Annotated in this window: 18 protein-coding genes and 1 pseudogene; 10 read left to right on the top strand and 9 right to left on the bottom strand. The window is 58.0% G+C overall.

Features of this window, described 5'->3' with window-relative positions; translation table 11 throughout:
* The first annotated feature begins 9 nt into the window (after positions 1–9).
* From glgA to OMP40_RS31005, 4 genes and pseudogenes are all read left to right on the top strand, one after another.
* A pseudogene (gene glgA / locus OMP40_RS31020) lies at positions 10–1,442 on the top strand (glycogen synthase GlgA).
* 48 nt (positions 1,443–1,490) lie between these two features.
* On the top strand, positions 1,491–3,482 hold the full coding sequence (locus tag OMP40_RS31015; protein WP_277537043.1) for a glycoside hydrolase family 15 protein: 1,992 nt from the start codon (positions 1,491–1,493) through the stop codon (positions 3,480–3,482).
* Between the two features lie 146 nt (positions 3,483–3,628).
* Entirely contained in the window at positions 3,629–4,378 is a 750-nt protein-coding gene (locus OMP40_RS31010) for a DUF1361 domain-containing protein (RefSeq protein WP_277537042.1), read from the top strand.
* A gap of 39 nt (positions 4,379–4,417) precedes the next feature.
* Positions 4,418–5,065, top strand: a complete 648-nt coding sequence (locus OMP40_RS31005; protein WP_277537040.1) for a zinc ribbon domain-containing protein — start codon at positions 4,418–4,420, stop codon at positions 5,063–5,065.
* 167 nt (positions 5,066–5,232) lie between these two features.
* Here the strand turns inward: OMP40_RS31005 and OMP40_RS31000 are convergent, their stop codons facing one another.
* Genes OMP40_RS31000 through OMP40_RS30990 form a run of 3 tightly spaced genes read right to left on the bottom strand, consistent with a single transcriptional unit; the run spans position 5,233 to position 6,474 of the window.
* The gene (locus tag OMP40_RS31000) at positions 5,233–5,484 is read right to left on the bottom strand and encodes a hypothetical protein (protein WP_277528396.1); all 252 of its coding nucleotides are present in this window, start codon (positions 5,482–5,484) and stop codon (positions 5,233–5,235) included.
* A gap of 35 nt (positions 5,485–5,519) precedes the next feature.
* Positions 5,520–6,086: a transposase gene (locus tag OMP40_RS30995; RefSeq protein WP_277531187.1), complete on the bottom strand. Its 567-nt coding sequence runs from the start codon at positions 6,084–6,086 to the stop codon at positions 5,520–5,522.
* A complete protein-coding gene (locus tag OMP40_RS30990) occupies positions 6,079–6,474 on the bottom strand; it encodes an IS110 family transposase (RefSeq protein WP_277532978.1) in 396 nt (131 codons plus the stop codon). Before OMP40_RS30990 ends, OMP40_RS30995 begins: the two co-directional genes overlap by 8 nt.
* Positions 6,475–7,247: 773 nt before the next feature.
* Between OMP40_RS30990 and OMP40_RS30985 the strand changes: the two genes are divergently transcribed.
* The 4 genes from OMP40_RS30985 (at position 7,248) to OMP40_RS30970 (ending at position 10,267) form a co-directional block, all read left to right on the top strand.
* A complete protein-coding gene (locus tag OMP40_RS30985; protein WP_277537039.1) occupies positions 7,248–8,033 on the top strand; it encodes a reverse transcriptase domain-containing protein in 786 nt (261 codons plus the stop codon).
* A complete protein-coding gene (locus OMP40_RS30980; protein WP_420872061.1) occupies positions 8,014–8,553 on the top strand; it encodes a group II intron maturase-specific domain-containing protein in 540 nt (179 codons plus the stop codon). Before OMP40_RS30985 ends, OMP40_RS30980 begins: the two co-directional genes overlap by 20 nt.
* Positions 8,554–8,889: 336 nt before the next feature.
* Entirely contained in the window at positions 8,890–9,954 is a 1,065-nt protein-coding gene (locus OMP40_RS30975; protein ID WP_277537037.1) for a hypothetical protein, read from the top strand.
* Between the two features lie 70 nt (positions 9,955–10,024).
* A complete protein-coding gene (locus OMP40_RS30970; protein WP_277538142.1) occupies positions 10,025–10,267 on the top strand; it encodes a helix-turn-helix domain-containing protein in 243 nt (80 codons plus the stop codon).
* A 124-nt stretch (positions 10,268–10,391) separates the two neighbouring features.
* Here OMP40_RS30970 and OMP40_RS30965 read toward each other — a convergent pair whose 3' ends face one another.
* From OMP40_RS30965 to OMP40_RS30940, 6 genes are all read right to left on the bottom strand, one after another.
* Positions 10,392–10,511, bottom strand: coding sequence for a sporulation protein YjcZ (locus OMP40_RS30965; RefSeq protein WP_277537035.1), 120 nt, complete (start codon positions 10,509–10,511; stop codon positions 10,392–10,394).
* 105 nt (positions 10,512–10,616) lie between these two features.
* Positions 10,617–11,024: a spore germination protein GerPE gene (locus tag OMP40_RS30960; protein ID WP_277537033.1), complete on the bottom strand. Its 408-nt coding sequence runs from the start codon at positions 11,022–11,024 to the stop codon at positions 10,617–10,619.
* 3 nt (positions 11,025–11,027) lie between these two features.
* Positions 11,028–11,231, bottom strand: a complete 204-nt coding sequence (locus tag OMP40_RS30955) for a spore gernimation protein GerPD (protein WP_277537031.1) — start codon at positions 11,229–11,231, stop codon at positions 11,028–11,030.
* Between the two features lies 1 nt (position 11,232).
* Entirely contained in the window at positions 11,233–11,928 is a 696-nt protein-coding gene (gene gerPC / locus OMP40_RS30950) for a spore germination protein GerPC (protein WP_277537029.1), read from the bottom strand.
* A gap of 61 nt (positions 11,929–11,989) precedes the next feature.
* Positions 11,990–12,211, bottom strand: coding sequence for a spore germination protein GerPB (locus tag OMP40_RS30945; RefSeq protein ID WP_217592625.1), 222 nt, complete (start codon positions 12,209–12,211; stop codon positions 11,990–11,992).
* Positions 12,212–12,448, bottom strand: coding sequence for a spore germination protein (locus OMP40_RS30940; protein ID WP_217592626.1), 237 nt, complete (start codon positions 12,446–12,448; stop codon positions 12,212–12,214).
* Between the two features lie 191 nt (positions 12,449–12,639).
* Here OMP40_RS30940 and OMP40_RS30935 point away from each other — a divergent pair, with 191 nt between their 5' ends.
* Positions 12,640–13,119 (top strand): hypothetical protein, encoded by a 480-nt coding sequence (locus tag OMP40_RS30935; protein ID WP_277537025.1) that lies wholly within the window; start codon positions 12,640–12,642, stop codon positions 13,117–13,119.
* Between the two features lie 383 nt (positions 13,120–13,502).
* Positions 13,503–13,763, top strand: a complete 261-nt coding sequence (yidD, locus tag OMP40_RS30930; protein WP_277537024.1) for a membrane protein insertion efficiency factor YidD — start codon at positions 13,503–13,505, stop codon at positions 13,761–13,763.
* Positions 13,764–13,790: the final 27 nt, after the last annotated feature.

The following is a 13,790-nucleotide window of genomic DNA, read 5'->3' as shown; positions in this document are numbered from 1 at the left end:
AGGTGTTCCATGAACGTTTGGTTCGTGGCGTCCGAGGGCGTCCCTCTCGTCAAGACGGGGGGGGCTCGCGGACGTCATCGGGGCGCTGCCCAAGGCGCTCGGCGGTCGCGGCATCGACGTGACCGTCGTCCTCCCCAAATACGGGAGCATACCCGAAGCTTATCTGGAAAACGCGACGTTCAAGGGCTATTACTATATCACGATGGGATGGCGCAGAGAATATTGCGGCTTGTTCGAGGTTAAGGCCGACGGCGTGCGTTTCCTTTTTGATCGACAACGAGTTCTACTTCAGGCGCGAATCGCCGTACGGGTACGGCGACGACGCGGAGCGTTTCGTTTTTTTCAGCTTTGCGGCCGTTGAAGCGATGCTGCGGGAGCCGTCGCTGCCCGACGTCGTGCATTGCCACGACTGGCAGACCGGACTCGTGCCGTTTCTGCTCCGCACCAGGTACGCCTACGAGCCGGCCGTGCAGCGCGTGCGGACGGTGTTTACGATTCACAATTTGCAGTATCAGGGCGTCTTTTCGCGCGAGCTGCTGCAGGATCTGCTCTCCGTCGGCGACGACGCCTTTACGGGCGACGGACTTGAATTTTACGGCGCGGCGAGCTGCATGAAGGCGGGGCTTCGCTTCGCGGACAAGCTGACGACCGTCAGCCCGTCCTATGCGCTGGAGATTCAGACGGCCGAATACGGTGAAAAGCTCGACGGCGTCCTCCGCCAGCGGGCGGGCGATCTGGTCGGCATTCTGAACGGCATCGACACGCAATCGTACGATTCGATGACCGATCCTGCGCTGCACGTACGGTACAGGGATTCGCTGGCCAAAAAAAGGCAGAACAAACCGGCGCTGCAGCGGGAGCTCGGGCTCGCCGAGGACCCCGACGCGCCTTTGATCGGCGTCGTCTCGCGGATGGTCGGGCAAAAAGGCTTCGACCTGATACTGGACAGCCTTCCCGCCTTGATGGACGAAGGCGCCCAGCTCGCCGTGCTCGGGTCGGGCGATCCGCACTTCGAGCATATGCTCGGCGAGGCGATTAACCGGTATCCGGGGCGGCTCGCGGTCTGGTTCGGCTTCAACGAAGGGCTTGCGAGACGAATCTACGCTTCGTCCGACCTGTTCCTGATGCCCTCCCGCTTTGAACCTTGCGGCCTGAGCCAGCTCATCTCGCTGCGCTACCGGACCGTGCCGATCGTGCGGGAGACGGGCGGGCTCAAGGATACGGTAGAGCCGTTCAACGAATTCGCCGGCACAGGCACGGGCTTCACCTTCGGTCCTGCCAGCGCGCACGATCTGATCTATACCGTGCGGCGCGCGCTCCGGTTTTACCGGGAAGAGCCCGAAGCGTGGAAGCGGATCGTCACGAACGGCGCGAAGCGGGACTATGGGTGGGGTAGCTCGGCCAAGCAATACGAACTATTATATAGAGAACTCGTTAAATAGAGGGCGGTCCGCAGCGAAGGCGGCCCAATAGGAGAGGGGAATGCTGGCATGGCCCGACATCTCGTAATCGGCAACGGCAAGATGCTCATGAACCTGGACGATCATTGCTTCATCCGCGATCTTTATTTCCCGTTCGTGGGTCAGCTCAACCATATCGGCGGTCAGCAATGCCGGTTCGGCATCTGGTGCAACGGCGCTTTCGTCTGGCTGGACGATCCTTCCTGGCGCATCGAGCTCGGCTACATCGAAAATTCGCTCGTCACGAACGTGATCGCAAGACACGACGGACTCGGCCTCGAGCTGTACGTCAACGACGGGATTCACCAGCGGGAGAGCATCTACATGAAGCGCGTCGTCGTTCGCAATTTGACGGGGGAACCGAAGGACGTGCGCGTGTTCTTCCATCAGGATCTGATGATCGACGGCAACGAGGTCGGCGACACGGCGGCTTACTATCCGATGAATCGTACCGTGTTCCATTACAAGCGTTCCTCCTACTTCATGTTCAACGGCCGCTCCCAAACCGGGGGCATCTACCAGTTCACGACCGGCATCAAGCGATTCCACTCGGCCGAAGGAACCTGGCGCGACGCCGAGGACGGCGAACTGATGGGCAACGCGATCGCCCAAGGCTCCGTGGACAGCACGATCAGCTTCAGGGTGGAGCTGCAGGGCGGCGCCGAGAGTTCCCTGTATTACTGGATGTCCGTCGGCAGCGATCTGGAGGAAGTCAAACGCCTCGACCAGTATGTGCTGGAGAGCGATCCGGAGAAGCTGCTGAGCCGCATCGTCATCTATTGGAACCATTGGCTGACGAAGGTCGGCACGCAGTACCAGTTCGGCGATCTGCCGCCCGAAGTCGTGCGCCTGTTCAAGCACAGCCTGCTCATCGTGCGCACGCAGATCGACGAACGCGGCGCCATCATGGCCGCCAACGATACCGATATTCTGCAATACAACCGCGACCACTACAGCTACATGTGGCCGCGCGACGGCGCATTGATCGCTGACGCGATGTCGCTGGCCGGTTATCACGGCACGGTCGCGCCGTTTTTCCACTTCTGCAATGACGCGCTTGCGCCCGAAGGCTACTTATATCATAAGTACAACCCGGACGGCACGGTCGGCTCCAGCTGGCATCCGTACGTCGTGCACGGCATTCCCCGGCTGCCGATCCAGGAGGACGAGACGGCCCTCGTTCTATTCGCGCTCTGGAAGGATTACGAACGGCACGGCGAGATCGAGCTGCCCCAGTCGCTCTATCCGAGCCTCGTGCGCAAGGCTGCATCTTTCTTGTGCGACTACATCGAGCCTTCGCTCGGCCTGCCGCTGCCGAGCTACGATCTGTGGGAGGAGCGCTACGGCATCTGGACGTACACCGCGTCCTCCGTCTACGGCGGCTTGATGGGAGCCGCGTACTTCGCCGATCTGTTCGGAGATTACGAGCGCAGCGACCGTTACCGCAACGTGGCGGAGCGAATCAAGCTCGGCATGCTGACGCATCTGTGGGACGAAGCGTCGGGCAGATTCGCGCGGGGGCTCGCGCTTCGGGACGGCAAATGGGAAAAGGATATGACGCTCGAGAGCAGCGTGTTCGGTCTGTTCGAGTTCGGCGTTCTGCCCGCGGACGACGACCGCGTCGTCCGCACGATGCATGCGATCCAGCAAGGTCTGTCGATCAAGACGGACATCGGCGGCATCGCCAGGTACACGAACGATTACTATTTTCAGCAATCCGACGATCTGGAGCGCGTGCCCGGCAACCCTTGGATCATTTGCACGCTGTGGGTCGCATATTTCCAGATCGAGACCGCGACCAGCCTGGCGGATCTCGAGGCGCCGCGCGTCACTTTAGAGAAAATCGTCCGTTCGACGCTCGAGGGCGGCAACATGCCGGAGCAGATCCATCCGACGCAAGGGACGCCGCTTTCGGTGGCGCCGCTCACTTGGTCGCATGCGACCTACATCAAGACCGTGTGCCTTTACGTTCGCAAGCACGAGGAGCTCGCGTCGAGCGCTGCGAAGGGGAGCGCCGTGTAAGGCGCTTCGGCGAGTTCGCTAGAAAGATCGACTGCCATCCTCCGACGCCGGGGGATGGCTTTTTCGTTTTTGACCGAAAACGAAACTTTTTCCGGCCGTTCGGTGTAAATAGGTAAGTGACGAAGCGCGAAAGGAGTGCCATATTCATGATTCGAACCCAACCTCGTCCTTCTGCCGAGCCATTGATTACGCCTGCCTTCTTGATTCTTTGCGGGACTTCGCTGCTTTGTCTATTCATGCTTGTCGTCAGGGAAGCGCAGGTCGGCGACGCGCGCTATCGGTTCCTGCTCTGGAATCTTTTCCTGGCCTGGCTTCCGCTGCTTGTGTCGATGGCCGCGGCTGGCGCCGATCGCGCGCTGACGAAGATGCCGGCCGCGCGCGGCGGACTGCTGCTCGTTTTGGGCGTCGGCTGGCTGCTGCTTTACCCGAACGCGCCGTACTTGACGACCGATTTGATCCATCTGATCATGAATCCGGCCTATAGCTGGCGTCAGTCCACCGAATCTCTGATACTCTGGTACGATCTGATCGTCTTTTTTCTTTTCGCCTGGTGCGGATTGCTGCTCGGTTACCTGTCGATGCGGCAGTTCCATCGTCTCGTCTCCGGGCATCTCGGCAATTCGGCGGGATGGCTGTTCATCGTAGCCGTCTCGTTTCTCGGCGGCTTCGGCGTCTACTTGGGGAGAGTCATCCGGCTCAACAGCTGGGACGTCGTCTTCAGTCCGTTCAGACTGGCCAACAGCGTCATCGGCGGCATCAATTCGAACGGCGCGATCTTGACGATCTTGTTCGGCATGCTTATCCTGATCGTTTACTTGTCGCTTTACGGACTCGGCATGCATCGCGGGTACGGGCGAGACGGCGTTGCCGGGGACGGGGCCGGCAGGTTATCATAGTACATAGTTACAGTTGCTCGAGTCTAGGAGGCGGAATTCATGAGTTTCTTCAAAAAGTTAACGGAGACAGTCAGCAAAGGGGTCAGCACCGCCACGGAGAAGGCCCAGCAGACCGTTGAGATCACCAAGCTTCACTCGCAAATCGCGGGCAAGCGCAAGGAGATCGAACGTCAATATAACGATATCGGCGAAGCTGTATATAAGGCTTATCTTGCCGGCGATCTGTCCAGGGCGGAGACCGAGGTGATCCCGGCCTGCCAGTCGATTGCGGACAAGGACCGCGAGATCGGCGCTTTGGAGGATCGGATTCGCGAGCTGCGCAATGAAAAGGAATGCGAGTGCGGTCAGCGCGTCCCGTTCCAGACTCGATTTTGTCCGGCTTGCGGCAAGCCGTTCCCGGAGCCGGCGCCCGTTCCGGCGGCGGAAGCGCCCGACGGCGGCGAGCTGTCCGTATTGTCCGAGGATGCGGAGCCGGTTCGCGCGTCGGCGATCGATATTTATCCGGAGGCCGAATCCGGCGAAGAAGCTTGGGCCGCAAGCCGCTCCGTGCCCGAAGACGAGCCTGCGGCGAACGAGCCCGAGCCGGCGCCGGTCCTGCCGGTCGTTCACGTTTGTACGGCTTGCGGGGCCGAAATGCCGGAGGAAGCGAGATTTTGCCAGGATTGCGGCAATCCGATGTATCCTTGACAGGAATGAAATGGCGATCTGGGGTCGAGAGGCTGTCTTAGCGGCGCGTGCCGTTAAGACGGCTTTTTTTTTTATGAATATCGCCATGCACGTACTGCCTTCGACGCGCATGCAAAAATAGAACTGCCGATTTGGAAGTTCTTAGGGGGTTGTAGAGTCAGCATTCATTAAGCCAATTTGGTGACGGAAAAGCCGCTTTCTTCAAGCTGTTTAATCATTTGAGACTGCTTGCGAAGCTGACGTTCAGCGCGATGCCGATCCAGGTAATCGGGTCCCAACTCTTGATACGGACGGCGATGAAGCAGGAGGTGATAGACGATTCGAAGCAAAGTATGGCCCAGCGCAACCAACGCTTTCTTCTTGCCCAGTCGTTTTACCCACGACCAATAACGGGCAGAAAGCCTTGTATTTCGTGTCATCGAGGCCGCCCAAGCACATTCGCAAAGGATCGCTTTTAGTTGACTGTTTCCGGACCTTGCCCGCTGCCGTTTTTTTTACCCGCACTCTCGTGATTGCCCGGACTCATACCTGCCCAAGCTGCCAGACTGTGGTCGCTTTTGAATTGACTCATGTCCGTTCCGATTTCGGCCAAGATCACGGCCGCCGCGTTTTCGTTGATTCCCGGTACGGTCAGCAGCAGGTTGAAGCTCTCCTCTTTGTCTTTGGTGTAGTTGCGAATATGCGTTTCCATCTGAGCGATGGAGGACTCGATGTATTGCAAATGCTCCCAGGACATACGGATCATGCTGCGATGGTGAGCGCGAAGGCGGCTGTTAAGCGATTGAAGCAGCTTGGGAGATTTATGCCTTAGCGCACCCTTCATGTGCGTCTCCAGAAAATCCATCGTGATGACCTCGTGATCCACAATCTTCTGGAGCAACAGGCGGCCGGAAACGCCGAAGATGTCGGACATGTGCGAGGTCAGCTTCACATTGGCATCCTGCAGCAGCTTGTGAATGCGGTTTTTCTCCGCTGTCGCTTCCTGGACCAACTTCTTGCGGTATCGTGTCAGATCACGCAATTCGCGAATATCGACCGGGGGGGACGAAGCTGTTCTCGATCAAACCGCAGCGAAGCAGCTTGGCAATCCATTCAGCATCCTTGATGTCGGTCTTACGGCCGGGTAGATTCTTGATATGATGTGCATTGGCAAGCAGCAGATCGAAATCGAAGGATTCCAGCACGTTCCAAACGGGCTTCCAGTACACGCCGGTACTTTCCATGGCGACCTGACTACAACCTTGTTCCGACAGCCACTCGCCAAGGGCCAGCAGTTCGTCGGTCATCGTGCCAAACGTGCGAATTTCGCACTTGGGCTTTTGGTCAAGCGGACCGGACAGCACACAAGCGACGACGGATTCCTGGTGCACGTCCAGTCCAGCACAACGCTCTAGAATGGCTTCAAGCATACCCATGCGCTCCTTTCCATCATGAAAACCAGGAAGACAACCTGAAACGTGAAAATTTTTTATCCGGACTCGCAGTCCAATAGCCTGTGCTTCGAAGGTTGTCCATTCAGTTTTGTGTTCGGGGTAAGATCCACCGCAAAAAAACCACGAACTTGACCTGGTCAACTTCAGTATCTTAGAAATCACTAAAAAAAGGCTACGATGAGATATTCATCATAGCCTGTGACCCGGCAGGATCATGAATGTTTTGTGTGGCGCGCCTAGCCAAGCTAGGCACAACTAGCCGGTGCAAGTCCGGTCGAGGTAAGAGCCAAGTCGCCTCGTAGCTGACGGGCAACTGGTGGAGAGATCCTAAGGTTGAAGCCCCGTGACAAAGTAACTCCTTGGAGTGCGAGCAAATCGACAGGCCGTAACATGAAGTGAATCCTGCCGCACCGTCAAAAAAGACCCGAAAGGGACAAGAGAGAGCCGAGCCCCGGACACATGGGCGAAGGCCATGGAACGCGTGAAGCCCTTGGAAGCGCAGCGCGGAAGAACTCTCCGGTGTACGGGGAACGGCATGCCGAGAAAGTTGTGTCTGGAACTAGGGAGACCCTCCCCCCCGCACGAAATTTTTTTTTCGTAAGGAGCAGACCTATAAGCCCGAAAGGCGAAGTGGCGAGCTGCGGGAAGGGAGTCGGAGGGGGCCATAGTACCGATGAAGTGAGGACAACAAAACCTCATGGAGGGAAGGGCCCCTGCTTTGTTCATGTACTTGGAGGAGGTAAGAGTCAGTGAATGCAGCTCAACCTGCTAACGACACCAAAGTAAAAGCTCGACAACTCCAACAAGCACTAAGCCTTGCAGCCAAGGAAAATCCGCGGCGGCGATTTCATGCGTTATACGACAAGGTGCACCGCAGCGACATCCTATGGGAAGCATGGAAGAGGGTCAAAGGAAACGGCGGAAGCGGTGGGGTAGATGGAATGACCATCGACCACATCGTGAAAGTCATCGGCGAAGAACGATTTGTGGACGAAATCCAGACGACGCTCAGGAAAGGGGAATATCGCCCACTACCGGCAAGACGCAAGGAGATTCCGAAAGCGGACGGCAAGATGCGGCCGCTGGGCATTCCGGCGATCCGGGACAGAGTCGTGCAAATGGCGACGAAAATCGTGGTGGAGCCCATCTTCGAAGCCGACTTCAAAGACTGCTCGTACGGATTCAGACCCAAGCGCAGCCAGCATGGGGCGATTCGGCATATCCGCCGAGCGGTGAAGAAAGGCGTCTACTGGGTGGTCGACATCGATATTCGCGGCTACTTTGACAACATTGCCCATGACAAACTGATGCAACTGGTGGAGCAGCGGATCAGTGACCGAAGGGTGCTGAAGCTGATTCGGCAGTGGCTGAAAGCAGGTTTCGTGAAGGATGATCAGTTTCACGAAACCGACTTGGGAAGTCCGCAGGGGGGGCGTCATCTCCCCGTTACTTTCAAATCTGTATCTGAACTACCTGGATACCATCTGGGAGAAGAAGTTCGCAGAGACGGGAACGATGGTGAGATACGCCGATGATCTGGTGATCCTGTGCAGAACCAAGGAACAAGCGCTAAGAGCGATTGACGTGCTCAAGGCGGTATTCGGAAAGCTGGAAGTCGAGATGAACAGGGAAAAGTCGAAGCTCATCAACCTGTGGGACGACAAACAGGGATTCGATTTTCTGGGGATGCATCACCGGAAAATACCGAAGAAGCTGAAAGGGAACAAAACGGTGTCTATCCTCCGCAGTTACCCGTCCAAGAAGGCCATGAAGAGCATGAGACAGAAGGTGAAAGAAGCGACCGAGCCGAGAAACCGCCTGTACTGGACGATGAACCAGATGGTGGCGGAACTGAACCCCAAGATTCAGGGGTGGAAGAACTACTACGGGCTTGATTCCTTTGCCGCCCCGTTCCTAAACAAAATCGACTGGTACATCCGAAAACGCCTCACGCTGTTCTGGAACAAGAAGCGCAACCGTCGTAAGAAACACGCGAAGTCCAAGCAAGCCGCCATGGCGGCACAGTTAGCAGGACTAAAGAAACTCGCCAGCTAAAGAAAGTACCGTAACGCTGAAGGACGAAGAACATCGGAAAGCCGGATGAGGGAAAACCTCACGTCCGGTTTGATGCAGGGGGGAGCTGGAAAAGTAAAAGGAGGGCTTGCGCCCTCCGATGAAATTTCAGTTCTCTACTCTACGAATTAAAAATTAAGGAAATTATTTAGGGTATTTTGTGTTAATAAAAATAACATATTATTAAGATATTCATAAAATAGTAATCAAAATAATGAAAACAAGCAGACAATTCATATTATATGTTATAAAATATAACACAAAGAAGCAGGTGTATGAATTCGAAGAAAAACCGTTCTGGCAAAGGAGGGGAGCGATATGGCGGCAATGTCTCATAAAGACGCCAATCCCGATAACAGGCCGACCCGCGTCAGCTTTCCGATCACCGAACCCAAGGAAGAGCTGTCGTCGGCAATGGCAGAAGAACGCGCGGCTCCGAACCGACTGCAGGCCGACGATTATAATCAGTTGGCCGATCTGCGGTCGACGATCGGCAGGGTTTCGCGTTTGCTGTTGGAGGGCGGCAGTCTCCAGCAGGCGCTGGACGCGATCGAAGAAACGCTGGGCAATCCGATCGCCGTGCTCAGAAGCCGTGATGGCGAGTGGCGGTCGCGCGGGCTCGGCGCGCCTGACGCTGCGCCGCTCGTTGCTGAGGCCGCGGCTTACGTGAGGCGCGAAGGGGAGCGATCGTCGGCCTCCGGCTTTGTCGGCACTGACGACGGAAGAAGCGTATACATCCATTGGATCGCGAATCGCCTGACGAATCCGACCGCTATCGCGCTCTTCGAGCTCAACCGTTCGGTCACGGCTTTGGACATGCTGATGCTGACGCGTCTGTCGGCGTTTTTGGATTTGGAGATGGCCAATATCGATGCGGTGAGAGAGGTTGAAGGAAAATACCTCGAGCTTTTTTTGCAAGACTGGCTGGCGGGTAAAATCGTCTCCGAAAGGGATTGGACGGCGCGAGCGGAGGTGTGCGGATGCGAGTTGAACCGGGCCGGCCCGCTGTCCGTCGCGGTGGTCGGCCTGGCGGAAGCCGGGAGCGATGAAGCGGACGGCAAGGCTGCGGATCTGGCCCGCCGGCTCCGGACAGGGGGGCGGCGGCCGGGAAGCGAGCTGCTCGCGGCGGCTTATGGCGGCGAGCTCGTCCTGATTTTGTCCGACGGCGGCGAAAGAGACCGGGACGAAACGAGCGCGGAAGCGCAGCTTCGGGGGCTGCTCGGCGAGCTTCGCGGGGGAGCTCGCATTGCCGGCGCTCAGGCTGTTCGTCGGCCGCCCGGTCGAAACGCCGGAGCTGCTGCCGACCAGTCTGTCGCAAGCGAAAAGGGCGAAGCAGGTCGCAGAAGTTTGCGGTCTGGCGGGCGAAGTCGTTTCCTACGATAACCTTGGCGTATACGCGCTGCTCTACTTGATCCCGGGCGGCGAAGAGCGCGAGCAATTTTTGCGCCGTTATATGGCACCGCTGCAGCAGGCGGACCGCAAGGGCGGCGGCCGGCTGGCGGAGACGCTGGAAATGTTTTTCAAATGCAACGGCAATATCAAGCTGACGTCCGAGAAGCTGTATGCGCATTACAATACGATCGTCTATCGGCTCGACAAAATCCAGAATATTCTGGGCGTGTCGCTCGACGATCCCGAAGACAGGCTCCAGCTCCAGCTGTCGCTGAAGCTCGGACAGATATCGCCAGGCAGCTAATGAACGTCGCGGTGCCGCAGCCTATAACGGCGCTTATGAACGTTCAAAAGCCTCCGGCCGCAGCGAATGCGGACCGGAGGCTTTTTTACGCTATCTAATCTGGCGCGGCTTCGCCGCAAGTCGATTAGAAAATGCCGGCTTTAAGAATGATGACGAGCAGTACGTAGAGTACCAGCGCGAACGCTGCACCTGCCATGGCGCCGCCGCCGTGTCCGCAACCTGCGCCTGCTACTGCGTATCCCATAGTAACAACCTCCCGATATGGTTTATGTGATGAGCGATCACACAGTCATCATATGCGGAGGACGGCGGGCGGCTTGTGCGTTCGCCCGTTTACGAAGGCAACGCATTATTTATTATCGGCTTCGGCTTGGGCCTGTGGCTGGATACCCGGGATCCGATTGCGGATATTGACGATCCGCGTCTCGGCGGTCTCGGGACCGCCGCAGCCGATGCGGACGTGGGATGCGGCAGAGACGCCGGTAACGTCCACGATGCCGATCTCGATCGGCGCGCAGGCGGAAAAAAAGAATGCGGACGTTCCCGAAGGGGGAGGCGCCGCCGGAAGCGGCCTGGCGAACAGCGCGTAAAATTCAAAGCGAAATTCGTCGCTGCCGAATGTCGCGAGGGACCGCTGAACCGCCAATACGCGGGAATTCAGCTTCGCGCCGTCCCGATTGTCCCCGATCTCGAGGACGCCGGCATTGGAGATGGTGTTGACGTCAACGAATCCGACGGCGGATACGCGGCTTCTCATCGGTTATTCTCCTTCCTCGGGCAGCGCCGGCAGCGGCGCCAGCGGACCGACGATCACGGACTCCGGCGGCGTATCGAAATAGGAGTAGAGCGTCATGCTCTGCGTATCGCCGATCAGGAGCGACGAAGAGCTCGACACGCCAAGAATGCGAATGGATCCGATCCGAACGGGTTCGTTGTATACGTTCATTTGGTCGAACGTCGCCATGTCAGCTTCTCCTTTGTCCGGCGGCTTCGGCGGCTCGTCTGCGCACATAGCTGTCGAATGCGGTCAGGATATCCTTTTTCACCTTATCCATCACGCTTTGCCGCCACGCCGCGAGCTCCCGATCTCCGGCTTTCTCGGGCAGGGGCATCGTCCGCGCATAATACTGGATTCTCGCCCCTAGCTGCGCCTTCACGTCCTCCGTCACGGCGCGCAGCTCCGAAGGCTGGAAGTCGAGACCGTTCTGGGCCGCGAGCGCGGACAGATTCGCCGGCGCTTCTCCGTTCATAAATTCGGCCCCTTCGCTGAGCAGACCCGGGATTTGCGGCTCGGGCCCTTCCTGGCCGACTGCGGGCGTCTGCCACATTCCGGGCGTAGGCACGTCGAACGCGTCGACGCCCGATTGGCCGTTCGGGCTGAGACCGATATTCAGCGTGCCGTCGAGTCTGCTGACCTTGAGCTGGTCGAAATGATATTCGACGTGTACGGGCGGCTTGCGCTGCAGGTCCTCGACACGGGTTTGCAGCTCCGCGATTTGGGCTTGCATCTGCGTCTGCTGTTGCGTCAGCGTCGCGATCTGCTGCTCATAGCTTCCGATCCGGTCGGTTGCCGCTTGCATTTGAGCTTCGAGCGTCTGCAGCCGTTTGGCGATCTCGTCGCACACCTGTCCTTGAGAGGGATAGTACCACACGGCGTTCATGATCGATTCCTCCTTTGGGGTGCAGGATACGAGAGCGGAGCCGAGGCGATTCGGCGGCCGATCAGGTCGGATTCGGCAAAGGAACGAGCGCCAGCGGCGAATCGGCGTTCGCGACGGTCTCTTCCGTCAGCTGGGCGGCAGGCTCGGTGAATCCGCCGGTATTGTAAAGCTGGGATAGCGATTGTATATTTCCGGCGCTGCCGATTTGCAAGACGGATGAATTGGAAACGGCGTCGACGCGCAGTTGCCCGATCGCGATGTGCTGATAAATGGTCAAGGACATTTAGACGACCCCCGAGTTGCCGCCGACTTGCGCTTCCGAAGAGTCGGCAAGATCTTGATCGTTCGTATTGGTCGAGCTGATGCTATTCGTTCTTGGAAAGTCTCCGGTAACGAAGGAGCCTGCGCCTGCGAACGTTTTTGTCGTGCTCGTAGGCGTGATCTGCAAACAGTCGCCGAATTGAACGACGCCGCTGGAGCCGATGCTGACGATTTTGACAGCTCCTACGATGCTGGGCATGCGGCAACGACTCCCTTTTGAATGGTCATGTCGTATTGTATGAAGGCAGGAGCCCAGATGTTCCCGTTCGCAGGGTTTCCGCACGCCCTCGCCCAGGCCCGCATAAGCTGATGTTGATTGACAAACGTCGGTGCGCCGCGCCGCGCGCGATGGCCGCAGCAACGTTTTACCTGGGAGGGAGGGCGCAATCCATGTCATTTTTCGATGAAGGGCCGCTTCCCGATTGGCGCGCGATCCGCCAACTGCTCGGCAAGGATCTGCCGTGGGACTTGGTCAAGCAATGGGAACATCAAGATCATTCGTGGCTTAACGATTATATACGAAAGCTCGGATTCGGCAATTCGGGGGAAAAGACGGCCGCTTCCGCGGGCGTCGGGCCTGAAGCCTACGTCACAGCCAGTCCGCAAATGGAGGCGCGAAAGGAGCAAAAGCGCGTCGTTGCGACGATCAAGCCGCCGCCGGGCACGGACCGCGGCGCCATCCGCATGTACGCGACGGCCGACAGGCTGCGCGTATCCGGCCTGCCCGGCGAGGCGACCGCTTCGCTGAAGCTGCCCTGCCTCGTCTTGCCTAAGACGGGAAGGGTGGTCTGGAAAAACGGGAAATGGGTCGTCGTATTCAGTCGCAAGCCGCCCAGGCAAGGCGAAGTCGAGCTGTTTATCGGAGAATGAGCGCGGCAAGCGTGTTCAATCGTACCTGAATTCGCTATAATGCTAGCATCGGCACTTTTGCGAATACCGCGAGGGTGCGTTAAGAAACAGGGAGGACACGCGCTTGGAACTGGTCGACGTATCTGAAGTTTCCGCTGGATTGTTTATCGTTGGCGTCATTTTCATTTTGTTGGTCGGGGGGGTTGCTCAGCATGGGCATACTCCGTTTTTTTCAGTTGAAAAGGGGACAAGGCTGGACCTATATGATCGGCTCGATCGTTTCGCTCGCTGCGTTCATTTTTGTCGTCAACGAGTGGTTCGCCTAGGAAGTTCCCGATTTGACTCGGGCTGCGGGCTTTCTGCATGATGGGGATACGCTTTATTTGTGAAAGGGGACGGGACCGATGAGGAAAGCCGCCGTGGCGGCGATGCGGCTGCCGATCGTGTTTTACCGCCGGTTTATCTCGCCGCTCAAGCCGCCCACCTGCCGGTTCGCGCCGACCTGCTCGGCATACGCGCTCGAAGCGATCGAGGTGCACGGACCGCTCAAGGGCGCGGGCTTGGCCGCGGTGCGCATCTGCAAATGCCATCCTTTCCATCCCGGCGGCTTCGACCCGGTCCCGTCGCCTAAAGGCAAGCGGGCGGGCGGGCATCCGTCCGCTTGACACGGCCCCCCGCTCTGCGTTATATTT

The sequence above is a fragment of the Cohnella rhizosphaerae genome (genome assembly GCF_029525575.1).
GTDB classification, from domain to species: Bacteria; Bacillota; Bacilli; order Paenibacillales; family Paenibacillaceae; genus Cohnella; species Cohnella rhizosphaerae.
This window is presented reverse-complemented; position numbering and strand designations above follow the sequence as displayed.

Excerpts from the sequence above, each read along its gene's own strand:
- gerPC (WP_277537029.1), bottom strand. The coding sequence starts at position 11,928 with ATGAACGCCGTGTGGTACTATCCCTCTCAAGGACAGGTGTGCGACGAG.
- OMP40_RS31005 (WP_277537040.1), top strand. The coding sequence starts at position 4,418 with ATGAGTTTCTTCAAAAAGTTAACGGAGACAGTCAGCAAAGGGGTCAGC.
- OMP40_RS30940 (WP_217592626.1), bottom strand. The coding sequence starts at position 12,448 with ATGCCCAGCATCGTAGGAGCTGTCAAAATCGTCAGCATCGGCTCCAGC.
- OMP40_RS30970 (WP_277538142.1), top strand. The coding sequence starts at position 10,025 with ATGGCACCGCTGCAGCAGGCGGACCGCAAGGGCGGCGGCCGGCTGGCG.
- OMP40_RS31015 (WP_277537043.1), top strand. The coding sequence starts at position 1,491 with ATGGCCCGACATCTCGTAATCGGCAACGGCAAGATGCTCATGAACCTG.
- OMP40_RS30955 (WP_277537031.1), bottom strand. The coding sequence starts at position 11,231 with ATGGCGACGTTCGACCAAATGAACGTATACAACGAACCCGTTCGGATC.
- yidD (WP_277537024.1), top strand. The coding sequence starts at position 13,503 with ATGAGGAAAGCCGCCGTGGCGGCGATGCGGCTGCCGATCGTGTTTTAC.
- OMP40_RS30965 (WP_277537035.1), bottom strand. The coding sequence starts at position 10,511 with ATGGGATACGCAGTAGCAGGCGCAGGTTGCGGACACGGCGGCGGCGCC.
- OMP40_RS30980 (WP_420872061.1), top strand. The coding sequence starts at position 8,014 with ATGGTGAGATACGCCGATGATCTGGTGATCCTGTGCAGAACCAAGGAA.
- OMP40_RS31000 (WP_277528396.1), bottom strand. The coding sequence starts at position 5,484 with ATGACACGAAATACAAGGCTTTCTGCCCGTTATTGGTCGTGGGTAAAA.
- OMP40_RS30945 (WP_217592625.1), bottom strand. The coding sequence starts at position 12,211 with ATGTCCTTGACCATTTATCAGCACATCGCGATCGGGCAACTGCGCGTC.
- OMP40_RS30960 (WP_277537033.1), bottom strand. The coding sequence starts at position 11,024 with ATGAGAAGCCGCGTATCCGCCGTCGGATTCGTTGACGTCAACACCATC.
- OMP40_RS30935 (WP_277537025.1), top strand. The coding sequence starts at position 12,640 with ATGTCATTTTTCGATGAAGGGCCGCTTCCCGATTGGCGCGCGATCCGC.
- OMP40_RS31010 (WP_277537042.1), top strand. The coding sequence starts at position 3,629 with ATGATTCGAACCCAACCTCGTCCTTCTGCCGAGCCATTGATTACGCCT.
- OMP40_RS30975 (WP_277537037.1), top strand. The coding sequence starts at position 8,890 with ATGGCGGCAATGTCTCATAAAGACGCCAATCCCGATAACAGGCCGACC.
- OMP40_RS30990 (WP_277532978.1), bottom strand. The coding sequence starts at position 6,474 with ATGCTTGAAGCCATTCTAGAGCGTTGTGCTGGACTGGACGTGCACCAG.